General features: G+C 39.1%; 20 protein-coding genes. 14 read left to right on the top strand and 6 right to left on the bottom strand.

Going from position 1 to position 18,088, the window contains the following annotated elements; genetic code table 11:
- Nucleotides 1-14 precede the first annotated feature (14 nt).
- Complete coding sequence (locus KP713_RS06140; protein ID WP_005627672.1) at nt 15-356, top strand: carboxymuconolactone decarboxylase family protein; 342 nt, start codon at nt 15-17, stop codon at nt 354-356.
- Between the two features lie 66 nt (nt 357-422).
- On the opposite strand, the gene KP713_RS06135 is transcribed toward KP713_RS06140, so the two are convergent.
- Nucleotides 423-1,268: a 23S rRNA (adenine(2030)-N(6))-methyltransferase RlmJ gene (locus tag KP713_RS06135; protein ID WP_140527368.1), complete on the bottom strand. Its 846-nt coding sequence runs from the start codon at nt 1,266-1,268 to the stop codon at nt 423-425.
- 72 nt (nt 1,269-1,340) lie between these two features.
- The gene (locus tag KP713_RS06130) at nt 1,341-3,944 is read right to left on the bottom strand and encodes a penicillin-binding protein 1A (RefSeq protein WP_215770150.1); all 2,604 of its coding nucleotides are present in this window, start codon (nt 3,942-3,944) and stop codon (nt 1,341-1,343) included.
- 98 nt (nt 3,945-4,042) lie between these two features.
- Between KP713_RS06130 and KP713_RS06125 the strand changes: the two genes are divergently transcribed.
- The 13 genes from KP713_RS06125 (at nt 4,043) to glmS (ending at nt 14,726) form a co-directional block, all read left to right on the top strand.
- Complete coding sequence (locus KP713_RS06125; RefSeq protein WP_140527366.1) at nt 4,043-4,840, top strand: type IV pilus biogenesis protein PilM; 798 nt, start codon at nt 4,043-4,045, stop codon at nt 4,838-4,840.
- Nucleotides 4,841-5,347: a PilN family protein gene (locus tag KP713_RS06120; protein WP_140527365.1), complete on the top strand. Its 507-nt coding sequence runs from the start codon at nt 4,841-4,843 to the stop codon at nt 5,345-5,347. It abuts the gene before it with no gap.
- Nucleotides 5,344-5,865 carry a competence protein ComC gene (comC, locus tag KP713_RS06115; RefSeq protein WP_140527364.1) on the top strand — a complete coding sequence of 174 codons (522 nt, stop codon included), beginning with the start codon at nt 5,344-5,346 and terminating at the stop codon, nt 5,863-5,865. The genes KP713_RS06120 and comC overlap by 4 nt, the downstream gene beginning before the upstream one ends.
- Entirely contained in the window at nt 5,862-6,275 is a 414-nt protein-coding gene (locus tag KP713_RS06110; protein WP_140527363.1) for a pilus assembly protein PilP, read from the top strand. Before comC ends, KP713_RS06110 begins: the two co-directional genes overlap by 4 nt.
- A gap of 9 nt (nt 6,276-6,284) precedes the next feature.
- Nucleotides 6,285-7,622, top strand: a complete 1,338-nt coding sequence (locus KP713_RS06105) for a type IV pilus secretin PilQ family protein (protein WP_140527362.1) — start codon at nt 6,285-6,287, stop codon at nt 7,620-7,622.
- A 12-nt stretch (nt 7,623-7,634) separates the two neighbouring features.
- Nucleotides 7,635-8,321, top strand: a complete 687-nt coding sequence (locus KP713_RS06100; protein ID WP_032828001.1) for a ComF family protein — start codon at nt 7,635-7,637, stop codon at nt 8,319-8,321.
- Between the two features lie 77 nt (nt 8,322-8,398).
- Nucleotides 8,399-8,995 (top strand): Fe-S biogenesis protein NfuA, encoded by a 597-nt coding sequence (gene nfuA / locus KP713_RS06095; protein WP_215770149.1) that lies wholly within the window; start codon nt 8,399-8,401, stop codon nt 8,993-8,995.
- Between the two features lie 67 nt (nt 8,996-9,062).
- Complete coding sequence (gene nudC, locus KP713_RS06090; protein WP_215770148.1) at nt 9,063-9,863, top strand: NAD(+) diphosphatase; 801 nt, start codon at nt 9,063-9,065, stop codon at nt 9,861-9,863.
- Nucleotides 9,864-10,928, top strand: coding sequence for a uroporphyrinogen decarboxylase (hemE, locus tag KP713_RS06085; protein WP_215770147.1), 1,065 nt, complete (start codon nt 9,864-9,866; stop codon nt 10,926-10,928).
- Nucleotides 10,929-10,937: 9 nt separating this feature from the next.
- Nucleotides 10,938-11,528, top strand: a complete 591-nt coding sequence (locus KP713_RS06080) for a YjaG family protein (protein WP_215770146.1) — start codon at nt 10,938-10,940, stop codon at nt 11,526-11,528.
- Between the two features lie 137 nt (nt 11,529-11,665).
- Nucleotides 11,666-11,938, top strand: coding sequence for an HU family DNA-binding protein (locus KP713_RS06075; protein WP_005634530.1), 273 nt, complete (start codon nt 11,666-11,668; stop codon nt 11,936-11,938).
- Nucleotides 11,939-12,065: 127 nt separating this feature from the next.
- Entirely contained in the window at nt 12,066-12,839 is a 774-nt protein-coding gene (locus KP713_RS06070; RefSeq protein WP_215770145.1) for a DeoR/GlpR family DNA-binding transcription regulator, read from the top strand.
- Between the two features lie 54 nt (nt 12,840-12,893).
- Complete coding sequence (glmS, locus tag KP713_RS06065) at nt 12,894-14,726, top strand: glutamine--fructose-6-phosphate transaminase (isomerizing) (RefSeq protein ID WP_215770144.1); 1,833 nt, start codon at nt 12,894-12,896, stop codon at nt 14,724-14,726.
- Nucleotides 14,727-14,843: 117 nt separating this feature from the next.
- Here glmS and fis read toward each other — a convergent pair whose 3' ends face one another.
- The 4 genes from fis to KP713_RS06045 form a co-directional block, all read right to left on the bottom strand.
- Nucleotides 14,844-15,143, bottom strand: a complete 300-nt coding sequence (fis, locus tag KP713_RS06060; RefSeq protein WP_009500196.1) for a DNA-binding transcriptional regulator Fis — start codon at nt 15,141-15,143, stop codon at nt 14,844-14,846.
- Nucleotides 15,137-16,117: a tRNA dihydrouridine synthase DusB gene (gene dusB, locus KP713_RS06055; RefSeq protein WP_215770143.1), complete on the bottom strand. Its 981-nt coding sequence runs from the start codon at nt 16,115-16,117 to the stop codon at nt 15,137-15,139. The genes fis and dusB overlap by 7 nt, the downstream gene beginning before the upstream one ends.
- 146 nt (nt 16,118-16,263) lie before the next feature.
- Nucleotides 16,264-17,151, bottom strand: coding sequence for a 50S ribosomal protein L11 methyltransferase (gene prmA, locus KP713_RS06050; protein WP_215770142.1), 888 nt, complete (start codon nt 17,149-17,151; stop codon nt 16,264-16,266).
- 34 nt (nt 17,152-17,185) lie between these two features.
- A complete protein-coding gene (locus KP713_RS06045) occupies nt 17,186-18,058 on the bottom strand; it encodes a DMT family transporter (protein ID WP_215770141.1) in 873 nt (290 codons plus the stop codon).
- Between the last annotated feature and the right edge of the window lie 30 nt (nt 18,059-18,088).

Raw genomic sequence — 18,088 nt, 5'->3', positions numbered from 1 at the left:
TTTAGGAGAACATTATGTTTGCAGATTGGAAAGAAGAAACATCACACGTTAAAAAATCATTTGGTGCGTTAGGTAAACAATATCCAAAAATGTTACAAGCTTACCAAGCATTAGGCGCAGCAGCGGCAGAAGGTAATGTGCTTGACGCTAAAACTCGTGAACTTATCGCATTAGCAGTTGCTGTAACAACTCGTTGCGAAAGCTGCATTAGCGTACACGCAGAAGAAGCTGTAAAAGCAGGCGCAAGCGAAGCTGAAGTGGCTGCAGCATTAGCAATGTCTATCGCATTAAATGCAGGCGCTGCTTATACTTATTCTTTACGTGCATTGGAAGCATATAACGTACAGAAAGGTTAATTACCCGTCATTCCATAGAGTTAAGTTGATTAAAATGAGCATTACCTTCTGGTGATGCTCATTTTTCTATTCCGGTGTAATCCAGTCGACTGTCCAGCCTCCTATACCTTCTGGAACTAATGTTTTTGTGAGGTAAGGCAAAATTTCTTTCATTTGGGTTTCTAATGTCCAAGGTGGATTAATTACTACCATACCGCTTGCTGTCATGCCTCGTTGATCACTATCAGGGCGAACAGAGAGTTCAATTTTTAGAATTTTTCTAATCCCCGTTGCTTCTAATCCCTTAAAAATACGTTTAGTTTGTTGGCGTAGTACAACAGGATACCAAATCGCATAGGTACCAGTGGCAAAACGTTTATAGCCTTCTTCAATGGCTTTGACGACAAGATCATAATCTTCTTTTAATTCATAAGGCGGATCGATTAGCACCAAGCCACGGCGTTCTTTTGGTGGTAGTGTTGCTTTGACTTGTTGAAAGCCATTGTCACATTTTACGGTGACATTTTTGTAGTCACTAAAATTATTACGAAGAATTGGATAATCACTAGGATGAAGCTCGGTCAATAGTGCGCGATCTTGTGGGCGCAAAAATTCCGCGGCAATTAACGGTGAGCCAGTGTAATAACGTAGTTCTTTGCCACCATAATTGAGTTTTTTGATCATTTTTACATAACGAGCAATATCTTCAGGTAAGTCTGTTTGATCCCACAAGCGTCCAATACCTTCTTTATATTCTCCCGTTTTTTCTGATTCGTTTGAGGATAAACGATAACGCCCCACGCCAGAGTGCGTATCTAAGTAAAAAAAGCCTTTTTCTTTGAGTTTAAGATTTTCCAAAATGAGCATTAAGACGATATGTTTCAAGACATCAGCATGATTGCCGGCGTGGAATGAGTGACGATAACTCAGCATAATATATCCTTTGTTTAATAACGAAGGCGAGCCCATTGACTCGCCTGATTATGCACTAAAGTGCGGTCATTTTTAGAAGAGTTCTTCTGGCTGGCTAACTGGCACGGGCGCTTTGCCTCCAGTACCATTTAAGCGTTGTTGTAATTCTGGTGGAACATAGTAACCGCGTTCTTGCATTTCGGAAACGTATGTACGGGTTGGTTCAGTTCCCACAATAAAGTATTCTTTTCGTCCACCGGATGGAGAGAGTAAACCAGTCATCGTATCAATACTTTTTTCCATAATTTTTGGTGGTAACGATAATTTACGTTCTGGTTTATCGCTCAATGCTGTTTTCATATAAGCGACCCAAGCTGGCATTGCAGTTTTCGCACCCGCTTCACCTTTACCTAATTCGCGTTTGTTATCATCAAACCCGACATAAGTTGTGGTTACTAAGTTTGCACCAAATCCCGCATACCAAGCCACTTTTGCACTATTGGTGGTACCTGTTTTACCGCCTATATCGCTACGTTTAATAGTTTGTGCGATACGCCAGCTGGTGCCTTTCCAGCTTAAACCTTGTTCACCATAAATCGCAGTATTTAAGGCGCTGCGAATTAAAAATGCTAATTCGCCACTGATTACTCGAGGGGCATATTCAGTTTTAGATGAACCATTTTTTGCATCCGCCATTAAATCAATCGCATCTTCTTTAAGTGCGGTGACATTTGACTGTAATTCTGGCAGTTCAGGCACAGTTTCAGGTTGTTGATCAACTTCTTCACCGTTTGTACTGTCATCTGATGGTTTTAAGGCATTTTCGCCTAAAGGAATATTCGCAAATCCGTTGATTTTGTCTTTCGTTTCACCATAAACAACAGGGATATCATTACATTCAATACAAGCAATTTTAGGGTTTGCAACGAATAAGTCTTTACCCGTGTTATCTTGAATTTTTTCAATGATATAAGGTTCAATGAGGAAACCGCCATTATCAAACACCGCATAAGCTCTAGCCATTTCTAATGGTGTGAAAGAGGCTGCGCCAAGCGCTAAGGCTTCACTTGCAAAATATTGATCACGTTTAAAACCAAAACGCTGTAAAAACTCTGCTGTGAAATCAATACCTGCTGTTTGAATAGCGCGAATAGCAATCATATTTTTAGATTGACCTAATCCTACGCGTAAACGCATTGGACCATCATAACGATCAGGTGAGTTTTTGGGTTGCCACAATTTTTGTCCAGGTTTTTGAATAGAAATTGGGCTGTCTTGTAATACACTAGAAAGTGTTAAGCCTTTTTCTAATGCCGCTGCGTAAATAAATGGTTTAATAGAGGAACCCACTTGAACTAAGGATTGAGTTGCTCGATTGAACTTACTTTGTTCATAGCTAAAGCCACCAACAATAGCTTCAATCGCACCATTATCTGAGTTAAGCGATACTAACGCAGAGTTAGCTGCTGGAATTTGTCCTAATTGCCATTCACCATTAGTGCGTTGACGAATCCAAATTTGCTCACCTACTTTTACAGGAGTGCTTCTGCCAGTCCAACGCATTGCATTAGTGGAGAGCGTCATTTTTTCACCGGATGCTAATAATAGATCTGCACCACCTTTTGCCATGCCAACCACAGCCGCTGGAATAAATGGGTTAGAATCTGGTAATTTACGTAAAAACGCTAGAATACGTTCATCATCCCAAGCCGCTTCATTTTTTTGCCATAAAGGCGCACCACCACGATACCCACGACGAATATCGTAATCAATTAAGTTGTTACGTACGGCTTTTTGGGCTTCAGATTGGTCTTTTGAAAGTATAGTGGTAAATACTTTATAACCACTGGTGTAGGCGTTTTCTTCACCAAAACGGCGAACCATTTCTTGGCGAACCATTTCAGTGACATAATCAGCACGAAATTCAAATTTTGCGCCATGATAACTGGCAACGATAGGCTCTTTTAATGCAGCATCATATTCTTCTTTGTTGATGTATTTTTCATCTAACATTCGGCTTAGCACCACATTGCGGCGTTCTTCTGAGCGTTTTAAAGAATAAAGCGGGTTCATGGTTGAAGGTGCTTTTGGTAAGCCTGCGATAATGGCCATTTCCGATAATGTCAATTCATTTAATGATTTACCGAAATAGGTTTGCGCAGCAGCCGCAACACCATAAGAACGATAACCTAAAAAGATTTTGTTTAAATAAAGCTCTAAGATTTCTTGTTTAGTGAGGGTATTTTCAATTTCTACCGCAAGCACGGCTTCACGAGCTTTACGAATAATGGTTTTTTCTGGGGTTAAGAAAAAGTTACGTGCTAATTGTTGGGTGATCGTACTTGCACCTTGTGATGCGCCACCATTATTCACTGCAACAAACAATGCTCGGGCAATGCCGATAGGGTCTAATCCGTGATGATCGTAAAAGCGGCTATCTTCTGTCGCTAAAAATGCATCAATTAAGCGTTGTGGAACATCTGCTAATTTAACTGGAATACGTCGTTGCTCACCCACTTCACCAATTAATTTACCGTCGGCCGTATAAATCTGCATTGGTTGTTGTAATTCAACGGTTTTTAATGCTTCTACTGAGGGTAATGCTGATTTTAGGTGGAAATACAGCATTCCGCCTGCGATTAAACCTAAAATACATAAAGTTAATAGGGTACTAAATATTAATTTTGCGATCCGCATCGTAAAATTCTCGCTTCGTTAATGAATATTCTTGTTAAGAGACCTATGATTTAGCTGCTAAGTATAAAAGATTCAGCCTTTAAAGAATAGGAAAGAATATGCAATTCTCCCGGAAAAATCACCGCACTTTACAAATTGGTATTCACCGTAAACAAGGTAATTTTGATTTTGTGTGGTTTGATGAACTTGAACAGCCACAATGTTATCAAGCTTCTATCAATGATAGTGATTTAAAAAATCGTTTTTTGCGACATTTAAAAACACAATTTCAAGGGAAAACCTTTTCTTTGCAGTTTGTGGCAAGTATTTTTGCTCACTTGACTTGGTCGAAAGTATTAATGTTGCCGCAAATATTAAATGCGCAAGAATGTCATCAACAATGTAAATTTGTGATTGAGAAAGAGTTGCCTATTCCTTTGGATGAATTGTGGTTTGATTATATTTCTACTCCGTTAAAGCAAGGTTTTCGTTTAGAGATTACGGCAATTCGAGAAGCAAGTGCGCAAACTTATTTGCAAAATTTTCAGCCATTTAAAATTAATGTGTTAGATGTTGTTCCTCATACCATCTTGCGTGCATTTCAGTATTTATTGAATGACCAAGTGCGGTCAGAAAATACCTTATTTTTATTTCAAGAAGATGACTATTGCTTGGCGATTTGTGAAAGAGCGCAGCAATCGCAAATTTTACAATCTCATGAAAATTTGACCGCACTTTATGAGCAATTTACCGAACGTTTTGAAGGGCAAATTGAACGAATTTTTGTTTATCAAATTCCTTCAAGTCATACGCCATTACCAGAAAACTGGCAGCGAGTAGAAACGGATTTACCTTTTATCGCACTTGGCAATGCGCTGTGGCAAAAAGATTTACATCAACAAAAAGTGAGTAGCTAAATGTCGATGAATTTATTGCCTTGGCGTACTTATCAACATCAAAAGCGTTTACGTCGTTTAGCTTTTTATATCGCTTTATTTATCTTGCTTGCTATTAATTTAATGTTGGCTTTTAGCAATTTGATTGAACAACAGAAACAAAATTTGCAGGCACAACAAAAGTCGTTTGAACAACTTAATCAGCAACTTTACAAAACCACCACGCAAATTGAACAGTTACGTAGTGCTGTGAAAGTTGGTGAAATTTTGCACTCTCTCACGAATAGACAAGTTCAAAATAGTTTGCAGCAATTAAGTGAATTGCCTCTTCAGAAAGGCGAATTAAACCGATTTAAACAAGATGCCCATAACTTAAGTTTGGAAGGTCGAGCACAAGATCAAACAGAATTTGAATCGGTACATCAATTTTTAAAGAAACATTTTCCCAATGTGAAATTAAGTCAGGTTCAGCCTGAACAAGATACATTGTTTTTTCGCTTTAATGTGGAACAAGGAGAGGAAAAGTGAAAGCCTTTTTTAACGATCCTTTTACACCTTTTGGAAAATGGCTAAGTCAGCCTTTTTATGTGCACGGTTTAACTTTTTTATTGTTATTAAGTGCGGTGATTTTTAGACCTGTTTTAGATTATATCGAGGGGAGCTCGCGTTTCCATGAAATCGAAAGTGAATTAGCAGGGAAAAGATCAGAATTATTGCATCAACAGAAAATTTTAACCTCTTTACAGCAGCAGTCGGAAAGTCGAAAACTTTCTCCAGAACTGGCTGCTCAAATTATGCCGTTGAATAAACAAATTCAACGTTTAGCTGCGCGTAACGGTTTATCTCAGAATTTACGTTGGGAAACGGGGCAACAACTTATTTTGCATTTACAGCTTACTGGGCATTTTGAAAAAACGAAGACATTTTTAACCGCACTTTTAGCTAATACGTCACAACTTTCTGTAAGCCAGTTGCAATTTATGAAACCCGAAGACAGCCCATTGCAAACCGAGATCATTTTTCAGCTAGATAAGGAGGCAAAATGAAGTATTGGTTTTACCTGATTGCATTATTTTTTATGAATTGCAGTTGGGGACAAGATCCTTTTGATAAAACACAGCGTACCCGTTCTCAGTTTGATAACGTACAAACAGTAATGGAGCAGACAGAAATAACCTCCTCAGATGTACCTAATAATCAATGCGGAGCGGATGAAAATCGCCAAGCGGTTGAAATTCCTTTGAACGCTTTAAAATTGGTGGGCGTACTGATTTCTAAAGATAAAGCGTTGGCGTTATTACTAGATCAGGATTTGCAAATTTACAGCGTTTTAGAGGGCGTTGATGTGGCTAAAGAGGGCTATTTAGTGGAAAAAATTCATAAAAATAAAGTGCAATTTATGCGTAAGCTCGGTGAGCAATGTGATAGCACTGAACAGAAAGAATTAAGTTTTTAAAGGAAGGTTATGAAGAAGTATCTTTTAAAATGCGGTTGTTTTTTAATGTGTTTTTGGTTGCCATTAATTGTTTTTGCTAATCCCAAAACTGATAACGAACGTTTTTTTATTCGTTTATCGCAAGCGCCTTTAGATCAAACACTGGAGCAATTAGCTTTTCAACATGATGTCAATTTAGTGATGGATGAGACGTTAGAAGGCAATATTTCGTTGAAATTAGACAATATTGATATGCCCCGTTTGCTACAAATAATTGCTAAAAGTAAGAAGCTTACTTTGAATAAAGATGAGGGTATTTATTATCTTAATGGAGGGCAATCAGGCAAAGGTCAAGTTGCAGGAAATCTTGCTACAAATGAACCGCACTTAGTGAGCCATACGGTAAAACTCCATTTTGCTAAAGCCTCTGAATTAATGAAATCCTTAACAACAGGAAGTGGATCGTTGCTTTCGCCTGCAGGGAGCATTACCTTTGATGATCGTAGTAATTTACTGGTTATTCAGGATGAGCCTCGTTCTGTGCAAAATATCAAAAAACTAATTTCAGAAATGGATAAACCTATTGAGCAGATTGCTATTGAAGCGCGTATTGTGACGATAACTGATGAGAGTTTGAAAGAACTAGGCGTTCGGTGGGGGATTTTTAATCCAACGGAAAATGCTGCGCGTGTAGCGGGCAGTTTAGCTGGAAATGGCTTTGAAAATATTACGGATAATCTTAATGTAAATTTTGCGACAACGACGACACCTGCTGGCTCGATAGCATTACAAGTCGCGAAAATTAATGGTCGATTGCTTGATTTAGAATTGAGCGCGTTGGAGCGCGAAAATAATGTGGAAATCATAGCAAGTCCTCGCTTACTCACTACGAATAAGAAAAGTGCGAGTATTAAACAGGGGACAGAAATTCCTTATGTTGTGAGTAATACTCGTAACGATACGCAATCTGTGGAATTTCGTGAGGCGGTGCTTGGTTTGGAAGTGACGCCACATATTTCTAAAGATAACAATATTTTGCTTGATTTATTAGTGAGTCAAAACTCACCAGGTTCTCGTGTCGCTTATGGACAAAACGAGGTGGTCTCTATTGATAAGCAAGAAATTAATACTCAAGTTTTTGCCAAAGATGGGGAAACCATTGTGCTTGGCGGTGTATTCCACGATACGATCACGAAAAGCGAAGATAAAGTGCCAGTACTTGGCGATATACCTGGCATTAAACGATTGTTTAGTAAAGAAAGTGAACGACATCAAAAACGTGAGCTAGTGATTTTCGTGACGCCGCATATTTTAAAAGCAGGAGAAACGTTAGATGCGTTGAAACAAAAAAGTGCGGGTAAAAAATAACTTTTTTAGATGATGAATTTTTTTAATTTTCGCTGTATCCACTGTCGTGGCAATCTTCATATCGCAAAAAATGGGCTATGTTCCCGTTGCCAAAAACAAATTAAATCTTTTCCTTATTGCGGTCATTGTGGTGCGGAATTGCAATATTATGCGCAGCATTGTGGTAATTGCCTTAAACAAGAGCCTAGTTGGGATAAGATAGTCATTATTGGGCATTATGTTGAGCCACTTTCTATATTGATTCACCGTTTTAAATTTCAAAATCAATTTTGGATTGACCGCACTTTAGCTCGCCTTTTATATCTTGCGGTGCGTGATGCTAAACGAACGCATCAACTTAAATTGCCAGAAGCAATCATTCCAGTGCCTTTATATCATTTTCGTCAGTGGCGACGGGGTTATAATCAGGCTGATTTATTATCTCGGCAATTAAGTCGTTGGCTAGATATTCCTAATTTGAACAATATTGTAAAACGCGTGAGACATACCCATACTCAACGAGGTTTGAGTGCAAAAGATCGTCGTCAGAATTTAAAAAATGCCTTTTCTCTTGCTGTTTCGAAAAATGAATTTCCTTATCGTCGCGTAGCATTGGTGGATGATGTGATTACTACTGGTTCTACACTCAATGAAATATCAAAATTGTTGCGAAAATTAGGTGTAGAGGAGATCCAAGTGTGGGGGCTGGCGCGGGCTTAATACAAAGCACTGGAAAAAAAAGCGCGATGAGCGTATTATTCCCGATACTTTCTCTCAAGTATTTAGGACATAATATTATGGAACAAGCAACCCAGCAAATCGCTATTTCTGATGCCGCACAAGCGCATTTTCGAAAACTTTTAGACACGCAAGAAGAAGGAACGAATATTCGTATTTTCGTGGTTAATCCAGGCACACCTAACGCGGAATGTGGCGTATCTTATTGCCCACCGAATGCCGTAGAAGAAAGTGATTTTGAAATGAAATATGACACTTTTTCTGCATTTATTGATGAGGTCAGCCTGCCTTTCTTAGAAGAAGCAGAAATTGATTATGTTACCGAAGAACTTGGTTCGCAACTTACCTTAAAAGCACCAAATGCCAAAATGCGTAAGGTGGCTGATGATGCGCCATTAATTGAACGCGTTGAATATGTGATACAAACTCAAATTAATCCACAGCTTGCAAGTCATGGTGGACGCATAACCTTAATTGAAATTACTGAAGATGGTTACGCAATTTTACAATTTGGTGGTGGCTGTAATGGTTGCTCAATGGTGGACGTTACGTTAAAAGATGGCGTAGAAAAACAACTTATTAACCTATTCCCTAATGAATTAAAAGGTGCAAAAGATGTAACCGAACATCAGCGTGGAGAGCACTCTTATTATTAGTGAGTGGTAAAAAGAAGATTTATAATAACCGCACTTTGAAAGTGCGGTTATTTTTATGGAGTAAAAAATGAAAACACTTCATCCAGATGATTTTGGTTATTGGTTACTTACTCAAGGTTCGAATCTTTATTTGCTGAATAATGAGTTGCCTTGTGGTACGGCTAAAGCGCTTGGAATGGAAGGATTGCAGGCAATGCAAATCGGTGAATGGAAAAATCATCCGTTATGGCTTGTGGCTGAGCAAGAAAGTGATGCGCGGGAATATGTAAGTTTACGTGGATTACTTTCACTGCCAGAGGATGAATTCCATATATTAAGCCGAGGTGTGGAAATTAATCATTTCCTGAAAACCCATAAATTTTGTGGAAAGTGCGGCCATAAAACACAACAAATTCAAGAAGAACTCGCTGTGCAATGTACTCACTGTGGGTATCGCACTTATCCTGTAATTTGCCCATCCATTATTGTTGCAGTTCGACGTGGCAAAGAAATATTGCTTGCTAATCACAAGCGTCATTATCACCCGAACGGAGGAATGTATACTACTCTTGCTGGTTTTGTAGAGGTCGGTGAAACATTTGAAAAAGCGGTGCGGAGAGAGGTTTTTGAGGAAACAGGGATTTTGATAAAAAATATTCGTTATTTTAGTAGCCAGCCTTGGGCATTTCCGAATTCTCAAATGGTCGGTTTTCTTGCTGATTATGAGAGCGGTGAAATTACTTTGCAGGAAAGTGAAATTCATGATGCGCAGTGGTTTTCTTATGATCAACCCTTGCCAGAATTACCGCCAACAGGTACTATCGCATATAAACTTATACATACGACGCTTGAGCTTTGTCGAGCAGAGGATAATCAGAAGGAAATCTAAATGTCAGTATTAAAAAATGATCGTTATTTAAAAGCTTTATTACGTGAATCAGTGGATTACACCCCTGTTTGGATGATGCGTCAAGCTGGACGTTATTTGCCTGAATATAAAGCGACGCGTGCCCAAGCAGGAGATTTTATGTCACTTTGTCGCAATTCTGGCTTAGCTTGTGAGGTGACGCTCCAACCGCTTCGTCGTTATGATTTAGATGCTGCGATTTTATTTTCTGATATTTTGACTATTCCAGATGCTATGGGGCTAGGTTTAAGTTTTGGTGCGGGGGAAGGTCCTAAATTTGCCCGACCAATTGAGTGTAAAAGCGCGGTAGAAAATTTACCTATTCCAGATCCTGAGGAAGAACTTCAATATGTTATGAATGCTGTACGCACAATTCGTGGTGAGCTAAAAGGCGAGGTCCCTCTTATTGGTTTCTCTGGTAGTCCTTGGACATTAGCTACTTATATGGTAGAAGGTGGCTCAAGTAAGACCTTCGGAAAAATCAAAAAAATGATGTATTCTGATCCGAAAACACTTCATTTATTACTCGATAAACTGGCTGATTCCATCACGCTTTATTTGAATGCCCAAATTAAGTCTGGTGCTCAAGCTGTGATGATCTTTGATACTTGGGGCGGAGTGTTGGGACATAGAGAATATTTAGATTTCTCTCTTCAGTATATGCATAAAATTGTAGATGGATTGATTCGTGAGAATGATGGTCGTCGAGTACCCGTAACATTGTTCACCAAAGGTGGTGGTTTATGGTTAGAAGCCATAGCTAATACCGGATGTGATGCGATTGGATTAGATTGGACGGTGAATCTTGCTGATGCTAAAGCACGTGTAGGGCATAAAGTTGCATTGCAGGGTAATATGGATCCAAGCGTATTGTATGCATCATCAGAGCGTATTGAACAAGAAGTTCAATCAATCTTAGCTGATTTTGGTACTGGAAGTGGCCATGTATTTAATCTTGGGCATGGAATTCATCAAGATGTGCCAGAAAATGCACCTAAAGTTTTTGTAGATGCGGTGCACCATTATTCTAGAATCTATCATAAATAAGAGAATATCATGCGAAATCCAATTCATAAACGTTTGGAGAATTTAGAAAGTTGGCAACATCTTACTTTTATGGCTGCTTTATGTGAACGTATGGCTCCAAATTTTAAATTGTTCTGTCAAATGAACGAGCTTAGCGCTGAAGTCAAAATGTATCAAAATATTCTCAATTTGGTGTGGGAATATTTAACGGTTAAAAATGCCAAGGTTAACTTTGAAAATCAGTTGGAGAAATTGGAAACGATTATTCCTGATGTGAATGATTACGAGAGTTTTGGTGTTGTGCCTGCGTTAGATGCTTGCCAGGCTTTAGCTGAAATTTTACACGCTATTATTGCGGGTGAAACTTTAGAAAGAGCGGTGGAAATGAGCTTAATTTCTTTAGGAACGGTAACCAGTTTGTTGGAAACGGAAACGGGGCGAGATTGGTCGGACAGTGAGCTAAAAGAAAGTGAAGATATTCAGGCTGAACTTGATGTGCAATGGCAGATTTATCGTTTACTTAAAGAATGTGAAAAACGTGATATTGAATTAATTTTAGATTTAAAAAATGAGATCCGAGCCGAGGGAATCTCTAATATTGGTATAGAATTTCATCAATAACGTGAGATTTGTCACAAATTTTAAAAATCTTGCTTTTAATTCATCGTAAGTTAGATTATCCTTTGCGCAGCTTTTGTGGTTCGTCCGCAGGCATATTTTGAAGAGTCAAATTTTTATTTAACAGAAGGTACAAATTTATGAACAAAACAGATTTAATTGATGCAATTGCAAGCGCTGCAGAATTAAACAAAAAACAAGCTAAAGCTGCGTTAGAAGCTACTTTAGAAGCGATTACTGCAAGCCTCAAAAAAGGTGAACCTGTACAATTAATCGGTTTCGGTACATTCAAAGTAAATGCACGTGCTGCACGTACTGGTCGTAACCCACAAACTGGTGCTGAAATTAAAATCGCAGCATCTAAAGTACCAGCGTTTGTATCTGGTAAAGCATTAAAAGATGCAATCAAATAATTAATATTTGAATGATTTTAAACCCTGCCAATGAGCAGGGTTTTTTGTTACCTAAAATTTACTTTACAAAACAATATTCTTTAAATAAACTTTCGAACCGAAATTTATTGCATCTAAGGATAGCTTTATGAAAGAAAGTAGCCAGCCTCGTAATACTAAACAACGTCGCCATACTATTATGCAACTTTTGCAAGAACAAGGTGAAGTGAGTGTAGAACAGCTCGTGCAGCTTTTTGATATATCTGAAGTGACTATTCGTAAAGACTTAAGTGCGCTAGAAACAAATGGTTTTTTATTGCGTAAATACGGCGGCGCAATTTTAATGCCAAAAGAAATTATCGATGAAAACGAAAATGATGAACTTACGAAACGAAAGTTTGTCATAGCGAAAGCCGCCGCCGAACGTATTCGTGATCATAACCGTATTATCGTAGATAGCGGTAGTACTACTGCGACTTTGATTAAACAACTTAATTTAAAACAAGGCTTAGTTGTAATGACGAACTCACTTTCGGTGGCAACAGAATTGAGAGCATTAGAAAATGAGCCAACGTTACTGATGACTGGTGGCACTTGGGATACTCGTTCGGAATCGTTTCAAGGGAAAGTAGCAGCGCAGGTGTTGCGTTCTTACGATTTTGACCAACTTTTTATTGGCGCCGATGGCATTGATTTAGCACGAGGTTCTACGACTTTTAATGAACTTGTAGGATTAAGCCAGGTGATGGCGGAAGTTTCTCGCGAAGTTGTTGTGATGGTGGAATCTCAGAAAATTGGTCGGAAAATGCCAAATTTAGAATTAACTTGGCAACAAATTGATGTGCTTATTACTGATACGGGATTATCAGAACAAGATAAACAAGCCATTTTAGCTCATGGCGTAGAAGTAATTTGCGTATAAAGTGCGGTTAAAAATTAGACGTATTTTTTATTTAATGAACAATAAGGAAAGCTTATGTGTGGTATTGTCGGCGCGGTAGCGCAACGTGATGTAGCGGAAATCTTAATTAATGGTTTACATCGTTTAGAATATCGTGGTTATGATTCTGCAGGCGTAGCAGTGGTAAATGAAAATCATGAATTACAACGTGTGCGCTGCTTAGGTAAAGTTAAGGCCTTAGACGAGGCTGTATCCGAGAAACCATTGATTGGTGGTTCAGGGATTGCGCATACTCGTTGGGCAACGCATGGTGAGCCATCGGAAACAAATGCTCATCCACATGTGTCAGGTACCTTTGCCATAGTACATAATGGTATTATTGAAAATCATGAAGAACTTCGAGAATTACTAAAATCTCGTGGTTATGTATTTTTATCACAAACAGATACTGAAGTAATTGCTCATCTCGTCGAATGGGAAATGCGTAGCACGGATTCACTTTTAGAAGCTGTGCAAAAAACAGTAAAACAACTCACGGGCGCATATGGTATGGTAGTAATGGATAGTCGCCATCCTGAAAATTTAGTTGCAGCTCGCTCTGGTAGTCCGCTAGTGATTGGTTTAGGTATTGGTGAAAATTTCTTAGCTTCAGATCAACTTGCGCTTTTAAGTGTTACCCGTCGTTTTATCTTTTTAGAAGAAGGGGATATTGCAGAGATTACACGTCGTACAGTTGATATTTATGATACTTACGGCAATAAAGTTGATCGTGAAGTTCACGAATCTAATCTTGAAAATGACGCGGCAGAGAAAGGTAAATTCCGTCATTTTATGCAGAAAGAAATTTACGAACAGCCAACTGCACTTATCAATACAATGGAAGGGCGTATCAATCATAAAAATGTGATTGTTGATTCAATTGGCAATGGTGCAAAAGGCATTTTAGAAAAAGTTGAGCATATTCAAATTGTTGCTTGTGGTACATCCTATAATGCAGGTATGGTGGCTCGTTATTGGTTTGAATCTTTGGCTGGAGTGAGCTGTGATGTTGAAATTGCATCAGAGTTTCGTTACCGCAAATTTGTTACCCGTCCAAATAGCTTATTGATTACACTTTCTCAATCTGGCGAAACAGCAGATACTTTAGCCGCACTTCGTTTAGCGAAAGAAAAGGGCTACATGGCGGCATTAACAATTTGTAATGTTGCTGGATCTTCGCTAGTACGCGAATCAGATCTTGCATTTATGACGCGTGCTGGTGTTGAAGTTGGGGTGGCATCAACAAAAGCATTTACGACGCAGCTCGCTGCGTTATTAATGTTGGTGACGGCACTTGGTAAAGTTAAAGGTCATATTTCTGCAGAAAAAGAGCAAGAGATTATCAAAGCAATGCAATCTTTACCTGCTGAAATTGAAAAAGCGTTAGTTTTTGATACAGACATTGAAGCATTGGCTGAAGATTTTGCTGAAAAACATCATGCACTTTTCTTAGGTCGTGGTGCATTTTATCCAATTGCTGTAGAGGCCTCTTTGAAATTGAAAGAGATTTCTTATATTCATGCTGAAGCGTATGCGGCTGGAGAATTGAAACATGGTCCATTAGCGTTGATTGATGCCGATATGCCGGTAATTGTTGTGGCGCCAAATAATGAATTATTAGAGAAAGTAAAATCGAACATTGAAGAGGTTCGTGCTCGTGGTGGCCAATTATACGTATTTGCCGATAAAGAAGCGGGCTTTACACCAAGTGAAGGAATGAAAATCATCACGATGCCGAAAGTCAATGATATCGTTGCACCGATTTTTTATACCATCCCAATGCAGTTGCTTTCTTATCATGTGGCTTTAATTAAAGGTACTGACGTAGATCAACCTCGTAACTTAGCGAAATCCGTCACCGTAGAATAAAGTGCGGTTGATTTTAAGATAAATTTAAAGCACAGGTTATAGCTTGTGCTTTATCATGATTGAATGAAAAGGGCGAACATTAAAATGTTCGCCCTTTGCTATCTAAAAAAGTATAACTTAGCCCATACCGTATTTTTTTAGTTTTTTACGTAATGTACCACGGTTGATACCAAGCATATTTGCTGCACGGGTTTGATTACCGCGAGTATATTGCATAATCATATCTAACATCGGGTGTTCAACTTCCGCTAATACTAATTCGTAAAGATCATTCACATCTTGACCATCTAATTGCGCTAAATAATTACGCAATGCTTGTTTTACTGAATCGCGTAATGGTTTGTTGGTCACTTGTGATTGCGCATTTAATACTGATACCGTTAAGGCTTCAGCAGGATTACGTTGTTGTTCTAACATTTTTCTTTATCCAAAATTAAATTGAAAAAATCTTCCAATACAATAAGTTGCTCTTTTGGATCACTAATTGCATTAAAAGTCTGTTTAAAAACGGAATCAGGTTGAATTCCCTGTAAATACCAAGCCACGTGTTTACGCGCAATGCGATAGCCTTTTTGTTCGCCATAGAATTGATGTAATTCTTGAATATGACGCAAAATTTGACCGCACTTTTCGTTTAAACTTGGCATTTGGCTTATCGAGTCATGCTCAATTAGGTTTTCCACAGCTTGAAATAGCCAAGGGTTACCTAGCGCAGCACGACCGATCATAATGGCATCCGCTCCGGTATAATCGAGAACGAATTTTGCTTTCCGAGCAGAATCAATATCACCATTGGCTATAACCGGTATGGCAATCGCTTGTTTAACGGCTTTGATGTTGTCATATTCCGCTTCGCCTTCAAAAAGACAAGCGCGTGTACGACCATGCACCGTTAATGCTTGTATGCCACATTGTTCTGCAATTTTGCCGATTTGAACGCAGTTTCGATTAGATTTATCCCAGCCTGTACGAATTTTTAAGGTCACCGGCACATTCACGGCAGCCACCACTTCACGCAGAATTTTTTCTACGAGATCAGGAAATTGCAACAACGCAGAGCCTGCGAGTTTGCGATTTACTTTTTTGGCAGGACACCCCATATTAATGTCAATGATTTGAGCGCCATATTCCACGTTGATAGCCGCAGCTTGCGCCATCTCGAGTGGATCACTACCTGCAATTTGCACGGCATTGAGACCTAAATCTTCGCTATGTGCCAAACGCAATTTGGATTTTTCGGTATGCCAAACTTGCGGATTTGTGGACATCATTTCTGAAAATGTGAGCCCAGCACCATAATATGCACAAAGACGACGGAAAGGCTGGTCGGTAATGCCTGCCATTGGTGCAAGTAAAACACGATTTTTTAATTGGTATGAACCGATTCGCATTTTACGTTACCTTCCTAGCAAGCCTAAATCTAATTAGTGTCGAACTGGTCGACGACCGACAAGGCTGGCTATAATACGCATTTTGCCTTACTTTGCAAAGTGAAATTTGTTTAAAAAATACACTTTTTTTGATTGACAAAAAGAAATTAAAGCGTTTTTAGCTTACCCGTAATTCGGCACCATTCTTCTCTCACTGCGACTGGCTCTAACGCAAATGTTTGCGTATAGGCGTCGCATACGGATTGAGCTTGAGTTTCTAAAATGCCCGATAAACCAAGATCGCCATTCGGTTTAACAAGTTGACTAATGATTGGGTAAAGTTCTTTGAGCGGGCCAGCAAGAATATTTGCCACCACGACATCTGCTTTTAAATTAGCGGGTTTTTCATCAGATAAGAACAGTTGTAGGCGATCAGCTACGCCATTCTGCTCGGCATTATTACGACTAGCTAGAATCGCTTGTGGATCGATATCAATTCCCACTGCACTTTTCGCACCAAGTTTTAATGCAGCAATGGCTAAAATACCTGAACCACAACCAAAATCAATGACGGTTTTATCTTTTAAATCTAGGCCATCTAGCCATTCTAAACATAGCGCGGTTGTAGGATGAGTACCTGTACCAAACGCTAAGCCTGGGTCGAGCATAACATTGACGGCATTTTCATCAGGTACATCACGCCAACTTGGACAAATCCACAAACGCTTACCAAATTGCATTGGGTGGAAGTTATCCATCCACTCGCGCTCCCAGTCTTTGTCTTCTATTTGTTCAATTTTGTATGCCGTATTGTTATCTAAGTATTTTGCTTCTTTTAATAAGCGGACGATTTCTGCCATATCTGTTTCTGCATCAAATAATGCAATAACATCGGTGTTGCCCCATAAACGAGTTTCACCAGGCAAAGGCTCGAAAATCGGTGTATCTTGACTATCCATAAAAGTCACAGAAACGGAGCCGATTTCTTCTAAAAAATCACTCATTTGTTCTGCTTTTTCATTGGTACTATTTAGGCGAATTTGAATCCAAGCCATTTGTTTTTTCCTTTATTTCATAAAATGGGGCGTATTATACCGATTTTTTCAAAAGTTTCGGCAGTAAAGTCGAGCCAAGTGTAGCGAGCATGATGATTGTTATACCAAGTGCGGCTGAAAATGATAGTGTTTCGCCAAGTAATGATACGGCAAATAAGATGCCGAATAGTGGCTCAAGTGCGACTAAAATACCGGAGATATTGGCATCCACATTATTAAGGCCTTTATTCCATAACCAATAGGCAAGCCAGCTACAGCCAATGGCAAGATATAATAAACCTGCAATACCTGTGGAATTTAATGATATTTGCCAGTTTTCTGTGAGTAATACCGTAAATGGCAACGTCGTGATGGTGCCAAGTACAATGCTGACGGAGGTATAAGCTTGCGTTGAGACTTTGGCTACAACTCGCTGCGTCCAACGTAACACGGCAGCGAAAATGATCCCCGCACTTAGCACTAATAAACAGCCGAATAAACTGATGTTATCAATGCCTTCATTATTTTTTCCACCATTGATTAAAATCGCCACGCCAATAAATGCCATTGCGCCGAATAGCCAGTGAAACCATTTTGCTTTGTCTTTAAAGAAGAAATGCCCGACAAATACAACGAGCAGCGGTTCTAGCCCAATCATGGTGACTGCACTGGACGCAGATGTATATTTTAGTCCGATGAATTGCAATAAAAATACGGCGGTATAGTTAAAGAATGCCAACCACCAAAGCTGTTTACGTATTGGTTTATCAATTTTTTTCCAACGACGTAAAAAGAGTGGCATGACAATAATCATTGCAATAATTAACCGCACTTGCACAACAAGCACAGGATCCATCATCGAATAAGTGAGCTTACCGACGATTAATGAACTGCTCCAAATAAGTAGCGCGAGAATTTGATAGAGCATTGATGTATCCCTGTGAATTGTTCCAATTCT

It is taken from the genome of Haemophilus sp. SZY H36, from assembly GCF_018829625.1.
GTDB lineage: Bacteria > Pseudomonadota > Gammaproteobacteria > Enterobacterales > Pasteurellaceae > Haemophilus > Haemophilus haemolyticus_K.
This window is presented reverse-complemented; position numbering and strand designations above follow the sequence as displayed.